Source organism: Mesorhizobium sp. WSM4847 (genome assembly GCF_055811335.1).
Window position 1 is genome coordinate 237,082 of sequence record NZ_JBVVPY010000008.1, and the last position, 20,130, is coordinate 257,211.

Consider the following 20,130-nt stretch of genomic DNA (forward strand, 5'->3'; position numbering starts at 1 on the left):
GTCGGTCAATTCCTATTTTAGTGCTGGTCTCTTTTTGAGACTTATATAAGCACCCGCCGCTCCGGCGCAACGACAGGACTTCCCATGACCGATACCCTTCTCGTCACCGGCGCCTCCGGCCAGCTTGGCCGCGGCGTCGTCGATCATCTGCTGGACACGCTCAAGGTTCCGCCCGCACGGATCATCGCCGCCACCCGCAATCCGGAAAACCTCGCCGAGCTGGCAGCGCGCGGCGTCATCATCAGGCAAGCCGATTTCGATGACACGGCATCGCTTGTCGAAGCATTCAAGGGCGCCGACAGGATCCTGATCGTCTCGACCGGCGAGCTCGACCTTGGGGGCAAGCGCCTCAAGCAGCACGAAAATGCCGTCGCAGCCGCGCGGCAGGCCGGCGTTTCGCATCTGCTCTACACCTCGATGCCCAATCCTGAGCCGGGATCGCCGGTGCTGTTTGCGGGCGATCATTACGGGACCGAGCAGGCGATCAAGGCGAGCGGCATCGCCTACACGATTTTCCGCAACGGCTGGTATCAGGAGAACCTGTTCATGTCGCTGCCGCACGCCATTGCCGCGGGACACTGGTATACATCCGCAGGTGACGGCCGCATCGCCCATGGCGCTCGCGACGACATGGCCGCGGCGATCGCCGCCGGCCTTGCCTCGGGCGCCACCGAAAGCACGTCATACACGCTGACCGGTCCGCAGGCCCATACCGTCGCCGAGATCGCGGCCCTGGTGACCGACGTCACCGGCAAGCCGATCGAGGTCGTCCAGCTTTCGGACGAGGCGTTGACCGAGGGCCTGAAGGCTGCCGGCGTTCCCGAGGGCTTTGCCCCAATCGTCACGTCCTTCGACACCAACACGCGCTCCGGCCGCATCGGCATGGTGACCGACGCGATCGAGACGCTTTCAGGCAGGAAGCCGCAATCGCTGAAGCAGTTTCTTGAAGCGAACAAGGCAGCGCTGGCCGGCTGAGCCAGAATAGAGTGCCGGACTTCCGAAGCCGGCGGGACAGCGCCCCCCTCTGTCCTGCCGGACATCTCCCCCACACGGGGGGAGATTGGCCGTCACGAGGTTTTCGCCAATCTTCAGCGTCGCAGGAAGGCTGTAAGGCCGAAGCTGCCGATCTCCCCCCTTGTGGGGGAGATGTCCGGCAGGACAGAGGGGGCGCGAAGGATCGCGACGAAGCGGCTCTAAATCGCCACCTGCGTTCCGATCTCGACCACACGTCCAGTCGGGATCTGGAAATACTCGGTCGCATCGGCTGCCGTGCGCGCCAAGCCGATGAACAGCTTGTCCTGCCACACCGGCATGCCGGAATTGGGTGAGGCCTTGAGCGAGCGCCGCGACAGGAAGAAGGAGGTCGTCATGATGTCGAATTTCCAGCCCTGCTTGCGGCAGATCGCCAGCGCACGCGGGATGTTGGGCTGTTCCATGTAGCCGAAGGTCAGCGTCACCCGCATGAACAGATCGTTGATCGTCTCCATCTTGACCCGGTCGCTGTCAGGCACGACGGGCTGCTGCGCCGTCACCACCGAGAGGATGACGTTCTGTTCGTGCAGCACCTTGTAGTGCTTCAGGCTGTGCATCAGCGCGGTCGGCGCGCTGACCGGATCGCTGGTCAGGAACACGGCCGTGCCGGACACCAGCTGCGGCTTCTTCTTCAACAGATTGGCGGCAAGGAAATCGAGTGGAATCTCGTTCCTGCGCGTCTTGTCGAACAGATATCGGCTGCCGCGTATCCAGGTCCCCATGATCAGCCCCATGATGCAGGCCACGGCGATTGAAACCCATCCGCCTTCTACGAATTTCACGATATTCGCCAGGAAGAAGCCGGTGTCTATCGTGCCAAACAGCAGCGCCAGCGCCGCAGCGAGCGCGGTCTGCCATTTCCATTGCCACCGCATCACCACGAACAGCAAGATCGTCGTCATCAGCATCTCGCCTGTCACCGAAATCCCATAGGCGGACGCCAGCGAACTCGAACTGCCAAAGCCGACGACCAGCAGCATCACGCCGAGCGCGAGAATGAGGTTCACGCGTGGCATGTAAATCTGGCCAAGCTGCATCTCGGAAGTATGCTGAACTTCGATTCTGGGCAGAAGATTGAGCTGCACCGCCTGCCGGGTCAGCGAAAACGCCCCGGAGATAACGGCTTGACTGGCGATCACAGTCGCTGCTGTTGCGAGCCCGACCATCGGTATCAGTGCCCAATCCGGCAGCATCTGGAAGAACGGATTGTCGGGCACGCCGCCGTGAGCAAGAACGAATGCGCCTTGCCCAAAATAGCTGAGCAGCAGGCAGGGAAAGACGATCCAGAACCAGGCCAGCACGATTGGACGGCGACCGAAATGTCCGAGATCGACGTAAAGCGCTTCGGCACCGGTAACCGCCAGAAAAACCGCGCCGACGGTGAGAAACGCGCCCGCTTTGGCCTCGGCAAGGTAGGCCACCGCATAATAGGGATTGATTGCCAGAAGGACGGAGACATCGTCGAGGATATGCACCAATCCGGCAATGCCGATCGCCAGAAACCAGAGCGCCGTCACCGGCCCGAAAACCGAGGCCACCCTGCCGGTCCCGAAGCGCTGCACGGCAAACAGGACGGCAAGAATCACCAATGTAATGGGAACCACGTATGGATCGAACGCCGGGGTCACGACGCTCAGCCCTTCCACCGCTGAAAGCACCGAAATGGCCGGCGTTATGATCGCGTCGCCGAAAAACAGTGCGGCTCCGCACAGACCGATGACAAGAATGAGGCCGGAACCAGCCGGATAGGCTTTCCGGGCCAGCGCCATAAGCGACAGGGTGCCGCCTTCACCCTTGTTATCCGCCCGAAGCACGAAGGCGACATACTTTATGGTCACGATAATCGTCAGTGCCCAGACGATCAGCGACAGAATGCCCAGAACGGCACTGCGCGGATCGGTGCCCGACGAAGCATGCAGTGCTTCGCGAAGCGCATAGATAGGGCTGGTGCCGATATCGCCATAGACCACGCCGAGAGCGCCCAGCATCAGGACCTTGGTGCTGTGCTTTTCGACCTCAGGATGGCTGGATTGTTCGACTGGTTCTGCCTCACTACCACTGTTGGTAAGGGCCATGGACGACACTCCGATAAGCGCGCGGTGCTCTACGCTTGCTGCGATGCAATATCAAGTGCCCCAACGTGATGGCTGCCATGTCCGCAAAGCGAGGCTTCCATCTCTACCACCCACAAGCCTTCAGAAATCTTTTGACCGTACCGGCCATGCCATACTCCAACGCATCGGCTGTCAACCCATGTCCGATCGACACTTCGGCCAATGCCGGGATGCGTTTTGCCAATGCCGGCAGGTTGTTCACCACCAGATCGTGGCCGGCATTGACCTGAAGCCCGGCGGCAAGTGCTGCATCCGCGGTTTTTTCCAATCTTTCCAGCTCATTCGCCGCTTTTGCCGAATCGGAATGAAAGCTGCCATACGGCCCCGTGTAGAGCTCGATCCGGTCGGCGCCGGTGTCGCGCGCGGCGTTCATCCCTGCCGGATCCGGGTCGGAAAACAACGACACGCGCAAGCCCGCTTTCTTCAGCCGTTTGACGATCGGTGTCAGGAACGCCGCCTCGGCGGCAAAGTTCCAGCCATGGTCGGAGGTGGCCTGGGCAGGGTCGTCGGGCACCAGCGTCACCTGCTCCGGCTGGTGCTTTTCCACAAGCACCAGGAAATCCTCGCTCGGATAGCCCTCGATGTTGAACTCTGCCTTGGGGAATTCGTCGTCGATCAGCGCCCTGATCTGCGGCAGGTCGGAATGCCTGGTGTGCCGCTCGTCGGGCCGCGGATGCACGGTCAGGCCATGCGCGCCCGCGGCCAGCGCCAGGCGCCCGAGCCCGATGAGGCTTGGCCACGGCAGGTCGCGCCGGTTGCGCAGCATGGCGATGGCATTGAGATTGACGGAGAGTTTTGCAGGCATGGCTTCTCGGGTCCGGACATAATCGCGGCCATCTATACCGCCTTTGGCCGGAACAGACAGGGGGTTTTCGGTGTTCCAGAGGGACGTATAATATCCAGCAAGAGGAAGACCCGTGAATTATCTTGAAGACGTGCCGGCGGTTCGCCGCATCGACACCGACCGCGACGACCTGTTCGCCATCGACGTCGTCGGCCATGTCACGGCTGCCGACGCCGAAAACCTGTTCGGATTGCTGGAGGCGGCCTACGCGCTGCACCCGAAGATCGACGTGCTGGTGCGCCTGATCGACCATGAAGGCGTCGATTGGGCCGATGTGTCGGACGAAACGCTTGAACAGGGCACGGCCCATGCCGTGGAGCATGTCGGCCGCTGCGCTGCGCTCGGCGAGCCGAACTGGGTACCCAGCGCGCAGAGCTTGCTGCCTGCTTCCTCATCCGTCGAGCTCAGGCATTTCGAGGCAGAGGACGAAGCATCCGCCTGGGAATGGCTCGGCGCCACACCGCTGGCCCCACGCTGACGCAGGTCGACCCCGTGCCAGTCCCGGATTCCTGGTCCATGGGAGCAGCTCGACCGGCCTATCTGACGATCGTCAGCCGTTCCGCCGCGCGCGTGATTGCCGTGTAGAGCCAGCGCTGGCGGGTTTCCTTGAACGCCCAGCTTTCGTCGAAAAGCACGATCTCGTTCCACTGAGAGCCTTGCGCCTTGTGCACGGTCAGCGCGTAGCCATAGTCAAAATCGTCGAAGCGTTTTTTCTGCTGCCAGGGAATGTCGGCGTCCGGGTCCTCGAACGCCGCTTTGAGCAGCTTGATCTTGGCGACGCCGCGGTCCGGATCGTCCTCCTCCGGGGAGACCAGCAGATTGATGCCGGGTTTCACCGTCTCGCGCGACGAGGTCATCACCTTCCACAGCGAACCGTTGAGCAGTCCCTTGGCTGGGTCGTTGCGCAGGCAGACGAGCTTGTCGCCGGCCTGTGGATAGTCGGCATTGAACCCCTTCAGCTCGCGCAGCCGCTGATTATAGCGACGCCGCGTCCTGTTGGTGCCGACCAGCACCTGGTCCGCCTTCAGCACCAGTTCCTGGGTGACGTCTTCCTTGCCGATCACCTGCGCCGCGCCATAGTCGCCGCGCATGAACTCGCGGCCCTCGCGCACGTCGAGCGCCAGCCGAATGATCGGGTTGTCGCGCGCCTGCCGGTGGATCTCGGTGAGCAGAATATCCGGTTCATGCTCGGTGAAGAAGCCGCCGCCCGAGATCGGCGGCAACTGGCCGGGATCGCCTAGAACCAGGATCGGCGTGCCGAAACTCAAGAGGTCGCGGCCAAGCTGCTCGTCGACCATCGAACATTCGTCGATGACGACGAGCTTGGCCCGCGAGATCGGGCTTTGCCGGTTGAGCGAAAAGGTCGGCGACATCGACGTCTTGCCGGTCACCTCGTCCGCCACCGATTCCTCCCCCTTCGGCCGATAGATCAGCGAATGGATGGTGCGGGCATTGACCGCGCCCTTGGAACGCAGCACCTGCGCCGCCTTGCCGGTGAAGGCGGCGAACTGCACCTGGCCGTCGACATGCTCGGCGAAATAGCGCGCCAGCGTCGTCTTGCCGGTGCCGGCATAGCCGAACAGCCGGAACAGCTGCGGCTTTCCGGTCTTGAGCCAGGTGGCGACCGCCTTCAGCGCATCGTCCTGTTGAGGAGAGAATTCCATCAGCGCGAGAGACCGGATTCGCGAGGGAAAGACAAGGCGCAACGATCATCGGCGGCGGGCCGCACCGCTTCCGATGGCGCAAGTCAGGCAGAAGACGGACCTAAAGAGAACGAAGTCGAGCCGCCACGACCTTGTGGTGAAAACCTGACGCTTAGTACCCGATACAGACTTCGGTTTTAGGTGGAAAGCGGAAGCTGGCCGACAGAGCGGCGAAAGTCTGCTTGGTGCTGCCACGAGCTGCCCTTAATCCGAAGGTAGCTCGTGACGTTTCATCATGCCCTCTCCGCGATTTTGGGGTAGATTGAAGACCTTAGCGTTCTGGTCGCCACGAACCCGGGAGAGGGCCATGGACATTGGCGCGTGGCTGCGCGATCTGGGGCTGGGACAGTACGAACAGGCGTTCCGCGAGAACGACATCGATGGCGGCGTCCTAGCCGACCTCACCGCCGATGATCTGAGCGGACTTGGCGTCGTCTCGATCGGCCACCGCCGCAAGTTGCTCGCCGCCATCGCCGCCGTGCGCGCGGGCTCGCCTCCAGCCATGTCCCCATCCATCCAGCCACAGAGCACGATCTCCGGGACAGTGGCCCTGCCGTCCCCTGAGGCGGAGCGGCGCCAACTTAGTGTGATGTTCGTCGACCTCGTCGGCTCCACGGCGCTCGCCGCGCACCTGGACCCCGAGGACATGCGCGAGGTGATCGGGACCTACCACCGCCGCATTGCCGAGACGGTTGGTCGCTTCGGCGGCTTCGTCGCGAAGTACATGGGCGATGGAGTCCTGGTCTATTTCGGCTGGCCCCAGGCCGACGAGGCCGATGCCGAGCGCGCAGTACGCGCCGCCTTGGCCACGCTGGAAGCGGTTGGCCAGATTGCGCCCGCCGATGAGCGGTTGTCCGCACGCGTCGGCATCGCCAGTGGCCTCGCCGTCGTGGGCGACCTGCTGGGGGCCGGGGCCGCACAGGAGCAGGCTGTAATCGGCGAGACCCCGAACGTTGCCGCGCGGCTACAATCCCTTGCTGATCCTGGATGCGCAGTGATCGACGCAGAAACACGGCGGCGCATCGGCGGCCTGTTCGAGTGCCGCGAGCTTGGTTCGGTTCACCTCAAAGGGCTAACCGGCCCTGTCCGCACCTGGCAGGTGCTTGGCGAGGCCATGGTTCAGAGCCGCTTCGACGCGATGCATCCGGCCGCCCTCACGCCGCTGGTCGGGCGCGATGACGAGCTCGATCTGCTGCTGCGCCGCTGGCGGCAGGCGAAGGGCGGCGAAGGGCAGGTCGTGCTCATCGCCGGCGAGCCCGGCATCGGCAAGTCCCGCCTGATCGCTGCGCTTGAGGAGCACGTAGCTGGAAAGGTGCATCTCAAACTCAAGTACTTCTGCTCGCCCCATCACCGTGAGAGCGCCCTCCAACCGATCATCGCACGCTGGAAGAACGAGGTAGGCTTCGTGGACGGCGAGCCTGCGGAGGCTCGGCTCGTCAAGTTGGAAACCCTGCTACACCCACTCGCCGCCTCGCATGAGCTGGCGCTCATTGCCGAGATGCTCGGCGTGCCGGGTGGCGAGCGGTACCCGCCACTGGCTCTCAGCCCGGAGCGCAAGAAGGAGCAGACCTTCGGGGCACTGCTTCACATCCTCGATGAACGGGCCCGCCGATCCCCCGTGCTGATGCTGTTCGAGGACGTGCATTGGGCCGATCCAAGCTCGCTGGAGCTGTTGGACAGGTTGATCATGCGCTTGGCCTCGCTGCCAGTGCTGGTGGTCATCTCCTTCCGGCCGGAGTTTGAGGCGCCCTGGGTCGGTCTGGCGGGCGTGACCTTGATGGCGCTGAGCCGTCTCAGTCCGCGTCAAGCCGCGACGCTCGCCTCTCAGGTGGTCGTGGGCCAAGCATTACCGGCCGGAATGCTGGATCGGATCGTGGCGCAGACCGACGGTGTGCCCCTGTTCATCGAGGAATTGACCAAAGCCGTGCTGGAGAGTGCCAGCCAGCCCGATGCTGCTGTCTCGGCGCTTCCGATCCCGAGCACTTTGCAGGCTTCACTGACCGCTCGGCTGGATCGGCTGCCGGCCGCCAAGCAGGTGGCGCAGATCGGCGCGGCACTCGGCCGGGAGTTCAACCATGAGCTGCTGGCTGCCGTGGCGGGACTACCCGAGGCAGCGTTGGCGCAGGGACTGGACGAGCTCGTCAATTCTGGTCTCGCGTTCCGGCGCGGCACGCCGCCCGAGGCGACCTACACGTTCAAGCACGCGCTCGTGCAGGACACCGCCTACGTGAGCCTCCTGCGTGGCACACGCCAGAAGTTGCACGCCCGGATCGCCCAGGTACTGGAAGAGCGCTGGCCGGAGGTGGTCGAAACCCAACCTGAGCTGCTGGCCCATCACTTTACCCAGGCGGAACTGACCGAGCGGGCTGCGGACTACTGGCAGCGGGCCGGGGAACGCACCTTCCGGCGCTCGGCCGTTGCGGAAGCCATCGGCCATCTCACCCGGAGCATTGACCTCGTGCGGACCTTGCCCGAGAGCCGCGCCCGGGCAGAGCGCGAACTTCATCTTCAGACTATGCTTGGTCAGGCGTGCATTGCCCGGTACGGCCACGCAGCACCTGAGACCGCCTCCGCTTTCGCCCGGGCGCAGGAGTTGGTAGAGGCCGTAGGCGACGCATCACAACAGTTTCCTGTGCTGTATGGGTTCTGGGCTGTCCAATTCGTACGCATGGCGCTTCCCGAGCAGCAGAAGCTGGCCAGGCAAATTCTCGCCTTGGCCGAGCTGCACCCAGACCCGGAGCGGCTGTGCTTGGCGCACCGAATGTGCGGCGCGACAGATGAGGTGGGGGGCGAGCTGCTCGCCGCCCGCGAGCACCTCGAGTGTGCCGTTGCGCTGTACGACCCGGAACGGCATGGTTCGACGGCCTTTGTTTTTGGCCAGGACCTTGGCGTGTCCGCGCTCGCCCACCTGACCTGGGTGCTGTGGCTGCTGGGCTACCCGGATCAGGCATCCCGCCGACAAGCCGAGGGATTGGCCGTAGCCCACCGGGTCGGCCATAAGAACACCCTCGGGTTTGCCCTGATGTACAGCGCGCTGGTGGGGGCTTTCGGCCGCGACGACAGCGCGGCCGCGGGGCATGCGGCGGCGTTGCTGGAGCTGGCCCGGGAACACAAGTTGGATCTATGGGCCGCCAGCGCGACGGTGGTCCAGGGCTGGGCCATGGCTCGTCACGGTCAGGAGGCCGCCGGGATAGAAGCGATCCAGCGCGGGCTTGCGGATTGGGGGAAGAGCGGCGCGGCGTGGATGCGTCCGTTCTTCCTGGGCCTGCTGGCCGAGGCTTGTGCCCTCTCGGGGGACATGCAACGGGGGCTCGGTGCACTGGATGAGGCTCTGGCAGTGGTCGAGGGGACAGGGGAGCGTTGGCCGGAGGCCGAACTGTATTGCTTGCGCGGGCAGCTTCTGGCAGCCCTACCGGACGGAAGACCAGATGAGGCGAGCGCCGCATTTGAGCACGCGATCGAAATCGCCCGGCGTCAATCCGCGAAGTCCTGGGAGTTGCGTGCGGCCACCGGTCTTGCCCGGCTGTGGCGCGACCAAGGCAAGCCTGCCGATGCCCACACCCTGCTCGTGCCCGTGAATGAGTGGTTCTCCGAGGGCTTCGAGACCCCCGACCTGAGAGAAGCCAAGGCGTTTCTCGACACCCTGAGGTGACTCAAGTCAGCTCGATGTCACTACGGGTGGAGGCAAACTGACTAAATGCCCGCATCGGGCTCAAACCTGTTAAGAGGGGTCGAAACCGGAATTTCGGCTCCGGTGCCAAGCGTCAGATTTTCACCACGTGGATGGAATCTAACACTTGATGCCCACTTTTGACGGCGGCGATGATTTTGTCGGGGTCGGCGGTCCAAGTGAACGGTTTGGGTTGCTGATTGTGTTCTGCGAGGTAGCGGTTGATGGCAGCCCGGAGGTCGACGACAGAGTGGAAGACGCCGCGCTTGAGGCGCCGCTTCGACAGTTTAGCGAAGAAGCCCTCGACCGCGTTGAGCCACGAGCACGAGGTTGGCGTGAAGTGGAAGGTGAAACGCAGATGGCGGTCGAGCCAGGCACGCACCTTAGGATGCTTGTGGGCGGCATAGTTGTCGATGACGACGTGGATGGCCTTGCTGGCCGGCACCTCGGCATCGATGGCGTTGAGGAAGCGGATGAACTCCTGGTGACGATGTCGCTGCATGTTCCTGCCGAAGACGGTGCCGTCGAGCACGTTGAGGGCGGCAACAGAGTGGTTGTCGTGGGTCATGGTGCCGAGCCTTCCTTCTTCATGGGCAGGGCGGGCTGCGTACGGTAGAGTGCCTGGATCTGGCTCTTCTCGTCGACAGACAGCACGATGGCGTGGGCTGGCGGGTCGACATAGAGGCCGACGACGTCACGCAGCTTGTCGACGAACTGTGGATCGTTGGACAGCTTGAACTGCCGCCAGCGGTGCGGCTGAAGGCCGTGCGCCTTCCAGATGCGGCGTACCGCGCTGGCGCTGATGCCGGCGGCTTCGGCCATCATATCGGCGGTCCAGTGCGTGGTTTCGCCAAGTGGGTCCTGCAACGTCAGCGCCGCCACGCGCTCCGCCACTTCGGGACTGAGAGGCGGAATGCGCGATGGCCGCGTCTTGTCGCGCAACAGTCCTTCGAAGCCTGCCGCGGCGAAGCGCTCCTGCCAGCGCCACACGCAGGTCTTCGACTTGCCGGTCTGCCGCATGATCTCGACGGTACCGGCGCTGTCGGCACTCAGTAACATGATCTCGGCGCGCCAGACGTGCTTCTGCGGCGCATTGCGGTCTTTGACGACAGCCATCAGTCGCTAGCGATCGGTCGGCGAAACGGTGAAGGATATTCCTGTGCGCATGCGCCAGACTCGCATGCGCTTTCGCCAAAGGGAATCCAAGCCGGACTCTTATGTTAGGCCGATACCACTAGCCGGTCGGGCCGCCACGACCTTCGGTCGGGCTGGGATCGTTCTCGAGCAGGATCGGCTTGCCGTGCGGCGTTGCATGCGCGGCGCGTTCCCAGGCGGCAGCGAGCGCATCGACGTCGCCCTTGCCGGCAACGCCTTTGGCCGACAGCAGATTCTCCAGCGCCGCCAGCCAGTGCTCGTAATAATCGTGGCCATCGCTGGTGGCACCCGGCTTCCTGACCTCGACGGACAAGGCGTCCGCCCATTCGCTCCAGGAAAACAGGCCGCTGTCGTGCAGTGCGACCGTCATGGCGAAGGCTTCCGCTTGCCATGGCTCGGCGAAAACCGGCGCCTCGACGCCCGCCGGCAGCGTGGCGGTGGCTGACTTCGCCTCACGCCGGCTCAAGATAGCTCTCCCAGGCATCGATCGACACGGTCAGCGTCGGGTCGGCGCCCTCGCCCCAGATCTCGGCGCCGTCAAAAACCACCGTATAGACCCATTGCGGGTTTTCGCCTTGGCCATGTGCATTGGTGTCAGGGAAGACAAAACCAGCGCGCACCGCCTCGATGGCGCCTTGCTTGCCGCGTGCGTAGCGTGGCAACCTTGTGTGGCCGGTCGGATGGAAATTCTTCGTGCGCACCATATCGCCTGCCTTGAACCGGGCCGGCGCGGCGATCGGCCGGTCGCATGGGCCGCCCTTGGCCAACACTGCCGGCACGTTTTCGGCCTTCAGCACCCGCTTTGGCGTCGCGGCAGGGTCGACCGCCTTGCTCGCGGCGAGATCGCGGTCGCTGACAAAACCATGTCGCTTCAGCAAGGTTTCGAGCGCCTTGATCCAGATCTCGTAGTAGCTGGAGCCATAATAGTCGGCGGGATGCAGCAATTCCCGCGCATGCCGGCTCTCGTCGATGGTCCAGGCGCCCATGGCGCCCGCGCACAAGGTCACGCCAAGCGCCCGCCTTTCCCAGGCGGCATGGAAACAGGGCTCGTCCTTTTCGGGTGCGACCGGCCCGAACCCCATCTGCCCGCCGAGATCCTGCGGCCCGTTCATGCCGGCTCCCGCGCCAGTCCGGTGCCGATCATCGCGTCGCGCGTCACCAGATCCGCCAGCCGCTCCTCGCTCCAGCTGTCGGTGCCCTTCGGCCGCATCGGCACGACCAGGTAACGCAGCTCGGCGGTAGAATCCCACACCCGGATCTTTGTCGTTGCCGGCAAGGTCAGCCCGAATTCCCCGAGCACGCCGCGCGGATCGATGACCGCGCGCGAACGATAGGGCGGCGCCTTGTACCAGACCGGCGGCAGGCCGAGCACCGACCACGGGTAGCAGGAGCACAGCGTGCAGACGACGAGGTTGTGCGTGTCCGCGGTATTGAACACGGCCTGCATGTGCTCGCCCTGCCGGCCGGTGTAGCCGAGCGAGCCGATCGCCGCCGTCGCGTCGCGTTTCAGCAAAACGGCAAAGTCCGGCTCGACCCACGCCTTCGCCACCACCTTGGCGCCGTTGCGCGGACCGATCTTTGTCTCATAGGTGTCGACGATCACGTCGATCGCGGCCGGATCGATCAGCCCTTTCTGGGTGAGGATCGTCTCCAGTGCGCGCACCCGGGCGGCAAAAGGATCAAGCTCGTTGTCGTGATTATGATCGTGGGACATGGCCGTAAATTACGGCTGCAAGCGTTCCACCGCAAGCGCCGCGGCTTGGGCCAGCCTGTCGGCTTCTATTCGGCCGCCGCCTTGTGCGGCTCGCCCTGCAACGCTTCTCCGTTCTCGAACAGCGACGGCTGGTCGACGGCCTCGACAGATGGCTGCTCGTGCCGGCGCTTTGGCCACAGCCCGACAAGCCAGCCCGAAAAATGCTCCATGTAGACATAGATGACCGGCGTGACGAACAGCGTCAGCGCTTGCGAAGCGACGAGGCCGCCGACCACCGCCACGCCGAGCGGCTGGCGCAGTTCGGCGCTGGCGCCGGTGCCGAGCGCGATCGGGATCGTGCCCATCAGTGCCGCCAGCGTCGTCATCATGATCGGCCGGAAGCGCATCAGGCAGGCCTTGTGAATGGACTCGAGCGGCGACATCCCCTCGCGCCTGAGTTCGAGCGCGACGTCGATCATCATGATGCCGTTCTTCTTGACGATGCCGATCAGCATCAGGATACCGATGACCGCGATCACCGACAGGTCCATCCCCGCAAGCCGCAGTGCAACAAGCGCGCCGAGCACCGCCGACGGCAGTCCAGTCAGGATGGTGAGCGGATGGATAAAACTCTCGTAGAGGATGCCGAGGACGATATAGATGGTCAGGATCGCGCCGGCGATCAGCAGGCCCTGGTTCGCAAGCGAATCCTGGAAAGTTTTCGCCGTGCCCGAAAAAGTGGTCGAGATCGTCGCCGGCATGCCGATCTTCTCCTTCAGCGCATCGATGCGGCTCACGCTGTCGCCGAGCGCGACGCCCTGCGGCAGGTTGTAGGAAATGGTCACCGCCGGAAGCTGGCCGAGCTGATTGACGGTCAAGGCGCCGGCGGTCCGATCGACGCGGGCAAAGGCGCCGAGCGGCACCAGGCTGCCGCTGGCCGTCCTTACCTTGATCGCCAGCATCCTTTCTGGCGACCACTCGATCCTCGGGTCGAGCTCCATGATCACCTCGTAGCTGTCGGCCGAACCGAAGATGGTCGAGACCTGCTCGGTGCCGAAACCGCCATAGAGGCTGGAGCGCAACGTATCGGTGTCAACGCCGAGCGTCGCCGCCTTGTCGCGGTCGACCACCAGCGACGCCTGCAGGGCGTTGTTCTGCAAGTCATTGGCAACGTCGGTGAAGGCGCTACGGTCGGCGGCCATCGCGTCGGTGAGCTTCTGCGCCCAGTTGTCCGCCGCGCCGATGTCGAGGCCGTGCACGACGAGTTGATAGACGCTGGCCGAAGCGCGCGCGCCGAGCCGCAGGTTCTGCACCGGCTGCATGAAGGTCTCGATGCCGGGGACATTGGCCAGCTGCCGCCGCAGATCCGAGAGCACCATGTCGATATCGGGGCGCTGGTCCTTGTCCTTCAATTGCACATAGAGCCGGCCCTGGTTGAGTGCGTTGTCGCCGCTGCCCACCGACCACCCGACATGCGAGACATAGGGGAATGGGTAAAGACATCAGCCACTTGCCCCTGCAGCTTCACCATGGCGTCGAAGGAGATGTCCTGGCGCGCGGTGGTCGTCACCGAAATCTGGCCGATATCCTCCTGCGGGGGAAGAAGCCCTTCGGCGAGGTCTGGATCAGCCAGGCCGACAGTGCGGCCGTCCCAATGAAGACGAGAAGAACCAGGAAACTGTGCCGCAGGCAAACTGTCAGCAGCCAGTCATAACCCCGCATGAAGAAATTGTGCCTGTGACCTTCGCCCCGCGCTGCTTCGCGCTTAGCCTTCGAAACCGACAAGAGCCGCGAGCACAGCATCGGCGTCAGCGTCAGCGACACGAACATCGAGGCCAGTATGGCGACCGTCACCACCACCGCGAATTCGTTGAAGATGCGCCCGATCACTCCGCCCATCAAAAGCACGGGGATGAACACAGCGACCAACGAGATCGAGATCGAAACAATGGTGAAGCCGATTTCGCGCGCACCCTTGAGGGCCGCGTCGAAGGCCGAGAGTCCCTCCCCTCCATGTGGCGAAAAATGTTCTCCAGCATGACGATTGCGTCGTCGACGACAAGGCCGACCGCCAGCGTCAGCCCCATCAGCGAGATGTTGTCGATGGAAAAGCCGAACAGGAACATGGCGCCGAGCGTGGCGATCAGCGAGATCGGCACCGCCACCGCCGGGATGATCGTCGCCGTTACCCGGCACAGGAACAGGAAGATCACCATCACCACCAGCGCGATGGTGAGCAGCAGCGTGAACTGCACGTCGTCGACCGCCTCGCGGATCGACGTCGAGCGGTCGTTGAGCAACCGGATGCTGGCCGCCGCCGGCATCTGATCCTGGAAGGACGGCAGCATCGCCTTGACCCGGTCGACAACGTCGACGGTGTTGGCATCGGGCTGACGCTGCACCGCCATGATGATCGCGCGGGTGCCGTCGTACCAGCTTGCCGTCGTCGTGGTCTCGACCGAATCGATGACGCGGGTCACCTCGCCGAGCCGCACCGGACGGCCGTTCCTGGTGGCTATAATGATGTTGGAAAATCCCGCCGCGTTGTTCAGTTGGGTATTGGCGGTGATCGTCAGCTGCTGCTTGTCGTTCTGCAGCACGCCGAGCGGCGTGTTGCTGTTGGCCGAGGCGATCGCCGTCTGCAGCTGGTCGATCGAAATGCCTCGTGCGGCGAGTGCCGTCGGATCGATCTGGACGCGCACCGCGTATTTCTGCTGGCCGAAGATCGAGACCTGCGCCACGCCTTCGATCGTCGACAGCGACGGCGAGATCACATTCTCGGCAAAAGCATCGAGATCGGTCAGCGGAACCGTGTCGCTGACCAGCGACATCAGCAGGATCGGCGCTCGGCCGGATTGACCTTGCGGTAGCTCGGCGGGCTGGTCATCTCGGGCGGCAATTGCCGCTGCGTTCGCGCGATCGCCGCCTGCACGTCGGCGGCGGCGGCATCGATATCGCGGTTAAGCACGAACTGGATGGCAATCGAGGTCGAGCCGAGCGCGTTGGTGGTCGAGATCGAATCGATGCCGGCGATGGTGGTGAACTGCTTGATCAGCGGCGTTGCCACCGAGGTCGCCATGGTTTCCGGCGAGGCGCCGGGCAGCGAGGCCGAGACATTGACCACCGGAAACTCGGCGCTCGGCAGAGCGGCCACCGGCAGGAACCTGTAAGCGAACAGCCCGCCCAGCACGAGCGCAAACGACATGAGCAGGGTGGCGACAGGTCTGCGGATGCAGAATTCGGAGATCATGGCCGCGTCCCGGCCGCCTTGCCAGCCTCGGCAACCCTGGGAGGCGCCCGATCAACGGCATCGCCTTCGCGGACCGGCGCGCCGTCCTTCAGCTTTGCCTGGCCCTCGACGACGACATTTTCGCCGCTTTTCAGCCCCTCGCCGATAGCGCTGTTGTCGCCTTCGGTCAGTGCGACCTGCACGGGCCGCACCTCCACCATGTTGTCGGGCTTGATCACATAGACGAACGGCCCCTTCTGGCTTGGCTGGACCGCAACCGTGGGAACCGAGGTCATTTGCGGCGTGATGCCGGCATCGAGCACGACATTGACATACTGGCCCGGCCACAGCGAAAGATCGGGGTTGGGCACGCTGGCCCGCGCTGCAATCGTGCCGGAGGCGGTGTCGACGCTGGAATCGACGAAATCGAGGGTCCCCTTGCCGATCGGTGTCGGGTCGCCGTCCCTGGTCAGCGTGACTGCGCCTTGCCCTGGCGCCGCCAGCGCCTTGTGCAAAAGGGCAAGATCGCTTTCCGGAAGATTGAAGTTCACCCGCAGCGGGTCCATCTGGGTGATGGTCACCAGCGGGGTCGACGTGCTGCTGCCGCTGTTGGTGGTGACGAGATCGCCGATCGCGACGCTGACCGCACCCAGCCTGCCGGAAATCGGCGCCGTGATCGTGACAAAGTCGAGTTGGACCTCGTCCGCTTCGATCGTTGCTCTGTCGGCATCGACCGTGGCCGCAGCGGACTTCTGCGCGGCGATCGCCTGGTCATAGGTCTGCTGCGTGCCGGCCTGCCTGGCGACAAGAGCCTTGGCACGCTCAAGATCGGCCGTCGCACTGGCAAGCAGCGCCTGGTCCTTGGCGAGCGTCGCCTGGTCACGGGCCAGTTGCGCCTTCAGCGCGCGGTCGTCCAGCGAGAACAGAAGGTCGCCGGCCTTCACCATCTGCCCGTCCTTGACGGCGATCTGGCTCGAGATCCGCGCATTCACGCTGACCACGGCGGGCGAGGATACAAAGCCGATAGCGTAGCGCCGGATCGGGAAATCGGCCGTCGAAGCGGTGGCGGCAACCACCGCGGCCGCACGTGCGGCATTCGCGGCGGCCGCCGGTTTGTCAGGCGCCTGACCCGCTGACAGCATCTGCCGGGCCTTGCCCGTTGTCGCGGGCGAAAGATGGAGCCCAGCCGTGACAAGGCAAGCGACCGCAAGCATCGCAAGCACGATCTTTCCACGCATCGTCAAAGACCTTCCCTCCGACACGCCGTGGTTCGGTGGTCATGTCTGGGTATAACTCGCAGCCTCGTGCCGCGGTTTCACCAAATAGATAGAGGGTGCCGAGGGCAAAAAAGGGCCAAAACCCGGGATTACGAAGATTTAATGTGCATTGCACAGTAAAACGGCAGCTACCGCAGCATCGGCCACAACGTCGCTGCCAGCAGCACGCCCATTGCGATGTTGAACCATTTCAGCCGCACCGGGTCCGACAGAAAACCGCGCAGCGCCGTGCCGAAACCTGCCCACACCGAAACGCTCGGCAGGTTGACGACGGTGAAGGCTATCGAAACCAGCGCCACCGACAGAAACGGATGCTCCGGAACGGCATAGACGGCCATGGCGGTGATCGCCATCACCCACGCCTTGGGATTGACCCACTGGAACGCTGCCGCATCGATGAAGCGCATCGGTCGCGCCTTGGTCTCGCCCTTGCTGCTGAACGAACGCGAAATGGCGATCTTCCAGGCGAGATAGAGCAGATAAACGCCGCCAGCGATCTTCAATGCGGTGTGGAGAACCGGAAACGCAGTCAGCACCGCGCCAAGGCCAAAGCCGACGGCAAACAACAGCACGAGGAAGCCGATGCTGATGCCCAGCATGTGCGGAATGGTTTTGGCAAAACCGAAATTCACGCCGGAAGCCAGAAGCATGAAGTTGTTCGGACCCGGTGTGATCGAAGTCACGAAGGCATAGACCAGCAGGGCAAGGAACGCATCGAGGGTCATTGGCTTCTCCCAAGCAGGTCAGCAATATTGTCCTTTTACCTCAGACGCACAAAGGCCAGCTTACGGCGGCAGCCGGGCCAGAAGGTCAGGACCAAGCCGACAGAAATACAGGCGGTGCCAGAGCACTGGACCCAAAGCGCCGGATGATCACATCCCTTGCGGGCCGCGATTCATCGCCGCCACGCCGGTGCGGCAGATCTCGACCAGGCCGAGCGGCTTCATGATGGCGATGAACTGGTCGATCTTGGAGCCCTTGCCGGTGATCTCGAAAATGAAATGCTCGGTGTTGGCGTCGATGACGCTGGCGCGGAAGGCATCGGCCAGCCTCAGCGCCTCGACGCGGCCCTCGCCGGTGCCGGCCACTTTCACCAGCGCGAGTTCCCGCTCCAGCGGCCGTTCCTGGCCGAGCTCGTGCGAGCGCACGGTGAGGTCGACGACACGGTGCACCGGCACGATGCGCTCGAGTTGGTGCTTGATCTGCTCCAGCACATGCGGCGTGCCGCGCGTCACGATGGTGATGCGTGACAGATGCTTCTCGTGCTCGGTTTCGGAAACGGTCAGGCTCTCGATATTGTAGCCGCGTCCGGAAAACAGGCCGATGACCCGGGCAAGCACGCCCGGCTCATTGTCGACCAGCACGGAAAGCGTGTGGATTTCCGGTCTTTCCGTCTCCTTGGCGATGAAGTAGGCGGAACCGGTGGGTTGAAGGTGCTGTGCGTTCATGACATGAATCTCGTTTTCAACTTTGAGCTGTTTTTCTGTTTCCGCACGGCTTCTTCCGACAGCCCTGCCTCGGCTCGGGCGTTAGGGGTTACACCAGTTCCCTGCCCTTGGCGTCGATGGCGTTGGCCACCGCTTCGTCGGTCGCCTCGTCCGGCAGCAGCATCTCGTTATGCGCCTTGCCCGACGGGATCATCGGGAAGCAGTTGGCAAGCGTGGCGACCCGGCAGTCGAAGATCACCGGCTTCTTCACCGAAATCATCTCCCTGATCGCATCGTCCAACTCGTCCGGCTTCTCGCAGCGGATGCCGTGGCCGCCATAGGCTTCGGCGAGCTTGACGAAATCCGGCATCGCCTCGGTGTAGGAATGCGACAGCCGGTTGCCGTGCAGAAGCTGCTGCCACTGCCGCACCATGCCCATGTACTGATTGTTGAGGATAAAGATCTTGATCGGCGCTTCGTGCTGCACCGCGGCACTCATCTCCTGCATCGTCATCTGCACCGAGGCGTCGCCGGCAATGTCGATGACCAGCGCATCCGGGTGCGCGATCTGCACGCCAAGCGCCGCCGGCAGGCCGTAGCCCATCGTGCCGAGCCCGCCGGAGGTCATCCAGCGGTTCGGCTTCTCGAAATGATAGTGCTGCGCCGCCCACATCTGGTGCTGGCCGACCTCGGTGGTGATGTAGGTGTCCATGTCCTTGGTCAGCGCATAGAGCCGCTGGACGGCATATTGCGGCATGATCACGTCGTGGTTCATCTGGTAGGCAAGCGAATCCCGCGCCCGCCATTTCGCGATCTGCTCCCACCATGGGTGGAGCGCCTTCTTGTCGGCCCTGGCGGTCGCCCGCCACAGCCGCACCAGATCCTCCAGCACCCGGCCGACATCGCCGATAACAGGCACATCGGTGTGGACGTTCTTGTTGATCGACGACGGATCGATGTCGATATGGATTTTTTTCGAATTCGGCGAGAACGCGGTGAGCCGGCCGGTGATGCGGTCGTCGAAGCGCGCGCCGATGCAGACCATGACGTCGCAATCATGCATCGCCATGTTTGCTTCATAGGTGCCGTGCATGCCGAGCATGCCCATCCAGTTCTTGCCCGAAGCCGGATAGGCGCCAAGGCCCATCAGCGTCGAGGTGATCGGGAAGCCGGTCAGGTCGACCAGTTCGCGCAGCAAATGGCTGGCTTCCGGGCCGGAATTGATGACACCGCCGCCGGTATAGAGGATCGGCCTTTTCGCGTTGGCCATCAGCTCGACCGCCGCCTTGATCTTGTCCAGGTCGCCCTGGACCTTGGGCTGATAGCTGGTGCGCGGCGCCGTCTGCGGCGGCACATAGATGCCCTTGGCGAACTGCACGTCCTTCGGGATATCGACGACGACCGGACCGGGGCGTCCTGTCGTCGCGACGTGAAAGGCCTCATGGATGATCGCCGCGAGATCGTTGACGTCCTTCACCAGCCAATTGTGCTTGGTGCAGGGCCGCGTGATGCCAATCGTGTCGCACTCCTGGAACGCATCCGAGCCGATCAGCGAGGTCGGCACCTGACCGGTCAGGCAGACCAGCGGGATCGAATCCATCAGCGCATCCTGCAGCGGCGTGACCGCGTTGGTGGCGCCCGGCCCCGATGTCACCAGCATGACGCCGGCCTTGCCGGTCGACCGCGCATAGCCCTCCGCCGCATGACCGGCACCCTGCTCGTGACGGACGAGGATGTGCTCGACCTCGTCCTGTTGGAAGATTTCATCATAGATCGGGAGAACTGCGCCGCCCGGATAGCCGAAGACATGCTTGACGCCGTTGTCCTTCAGCGCCTGCACCACCATTTCGGCTCCGGTCATTTCGCGCCGTTCGTTCTGTCCACTGCTCATCGGTCTGGTCCCGTATTGTCCGCCATCGGGCGATTGCTGGTCGTTTAGTCGTGTTTCGGGCAATAAAAAAGGCCCCCGAGGGAGCCTGTATCTGC

The 20,130-nt window shown here is 63.6% G+C and carries 13 protein-coding genes and 2 pseudogenes; 3 read left to right on the forward strand and 12 right to left on the reverse strand.

Going from position 1 to position 20,130, the window contains the following annotated elements; translation table 11 throughout:
* The first annotated feature begins 84 nt into the window (after positions 1-84).
* Complete coding sequence (locus AC0L28_RS14420; RefSeq protein WP_473478201.1) at positions 85-975, forward strand: SDR family oxidoreductase; 891 nt, start codon at positions 85-87, stop codon at positions 973-975.
* 218 nt (positions 976-1,193) lie between these two features.
* Here the strand turns inward: AC0L28_RS14420 and AC0L28_RS14425 are convergent, their stop codons facing one another.
* Positions 1,194-3,107 carry a potassium transporter Kup gene (locus tag AC0L28_RS14425; protein WP_128177778.1) on the reverse strand — a complete coding sequence of 638 codons (1,914 nt, stop codon included), beginning with the start codon at positions 3,105-3,107 and terminating at the stop codon, positions 1,194-1,196.
* 103 nt (positions 3,108-3,210) lie between these two features.
* The gene (locus AC0L28_RS14430) at positions 3,211-3,951 is read right to left on the reverse strand and encodes a pyridoxine 5'-phosphate synthase (protein ID WP_473478203.1); all 741 of its coding nucleotides are present in this window, start codon (positions 3,949-3,951) and stop codon (positions 3,211-3,213) included.
* 112 nt (positions 3,952-4,063) lie between these two features.
* On the opposite strand from AC0L28_RS14430, the gene AC0L28_RS14435 reads away from it, so the two are divergent.
* Positions 4,064-4,468, forward strand: coding sequence for a SpoIIAA family protein (locus AC0L28_RS14435; protein WP_023798813.1), 405 nt, complete (start codon positions 4,064-4,066; stop codon positions 4,466-4,468).
* 58 nt (positions 4,469-4,526) lie between these two features.
* Here the strand turns inward: AC0L28_RS14435 and AC0L28_RS14440 are convergent, their stop codons facing one another.
* Positions 4,527-5,654 (reverse strand): ATP-dependent DNA helicase, encoded by a 1,128-nt coding sequence (locus AC0L28_RS14440; protein ID WP_128246456.1) that lies wholly within the window; start codon positions 5,652-5,654, stop codon positions 4,527-4,529.
* Positions 5,655-6,000: 346 nt separating this feature from the next.
* On the opposite strand from AC0L28_RS14440, the gene AC0L28_RS14445 reads away from it, so the two are divergent.
* On the forward strand, positions 6,001-9,345 hold the full coding sequence (locus tag AC0L28_RS14445; protein WP_473478206.1) for an adenylate/guanylate cyclase domain-containing protein: 3,345 nt from the start codon (positions 6,001-6,003) through the stop codon (positions 9,343-9,345).
* 112 nt (positions 9,346-9,457) lie between these two features.
* Here the strand turns inward: AC0L28_RS14445 and AC0L28_RS14450 are convergent.
* The 9 genes and pseudogenes from AC0L28_RS14450 to AC0L28_RS14490 all read right to left on the reverse strand — a co-directional run bounded on the left by AC0L28_RS14450 (position 9,458) and on the right by AC0L28_RS14490 (position 20,035).
* Positions 9,458-10,479, reverse strand: a pseudogene (locus AC0L28_RS14450) (IS630 family transposase).
* Between the two features lie 118 nt (positions 10,480-10,597).
* Positions 10,598-10,984 carry a nitrile hydratase accessory protein gene (locus AC0L28_RS14455; RefSeq protein ID WP_287175123.1) on the reverse strand — a complete coding sequence of 129 codons (387 nt, stop codon included), beginning with the start codon at positions 10,982-10,984 and terminating at the stop codon, positions 10,598-10,600.
* Positions 10,971-11,630 carry a nitrile hydratase subunit beta gene (gene nthB / locus AC0L28_RS14460; RefSeq protein ID WP_473478209.1) on the reverse strand — a complete coding sequence of 220 codons (660 nt, stop codon included), beginning with the start codon at positions 11,628-11,630 and terminating at the stop codon, positions 10,971-10,973. The genes AC0L28_RS14455 and nthB overlap by 14 nt, the downstream gene beginning before the upstream one ends.
* On the reverse strand, positions 11,627-12,232 hold the full coding sequence (gene nthA, locus AC0L28_RS14465) for a nitrile hydratase subunit alpha (RefSeq protein WP_023798807.1): 606 nt from the start codon (positions 12,230-12,232) through the stop codon (positions 11,627-11,629). The genes nthB and nthA overlap by 4 nt, the downstream gene beginning before the upstream one ends.
* Positions 12,233-12,297: 65 nt before the next feature.
* Positions 12,298-15,461, reverse strand: a pseudogene (locus AC0L28_RS14470) (efflux RND transporter permease subunit).
* Positions 15,458-16,678, reverse strand: a complete 1,221-nt coding sequence (locus AC0L28_RS14475) for an efflux RND transporter periplasmic adaptor subunit (RefSeq protein WP_473478212.1) — start codon at positions 16,676-16,678, stop codon at positions 15,458-15,460. Before AC0L28_RS14475 ends, AC0L28_RS14470 begins: the two are co-directional and overlap by 4 nt.
* 167 nt (positions 16,679-16,845) lie before the next feature.
* Positions 16,846-17,442, reverse strand: coding sequence for a LysE family translocator (locus AC0L28_RS14480; RefSeq protein WP_473478215.1), 597 nt, complete (start codon positions 17,440-17,442; stop codon positions 16,846-16,848).
* 147 nt (positions 17,443-17,589) lie between these two features.
* Entirely contained in the window at positions 17,590-18,165 is a 576-nt protein-coding gene (ilvN, locus tag AC0L28_RS14485; protein WP_091594244.1) for an acetolactate synthase small subunit, read from the reverse strand.
* A gap of 88 nt (positions 18,166-18,253) precedes the next feature.
* Positions 18,254-20,035 (reverse strand): acetolactate synthase 3 large subunit, encoded by a 1,782-nt coding sequence (locus AC0L28_RS14490; RefSeq protein WP_128167079.1) that lies wholly within the window; start codon positions 20,033-20,035, stop codon positions 18,254-18,256.
* Positions 20,036-20,130: the final 95 nt, after the last annotated feature.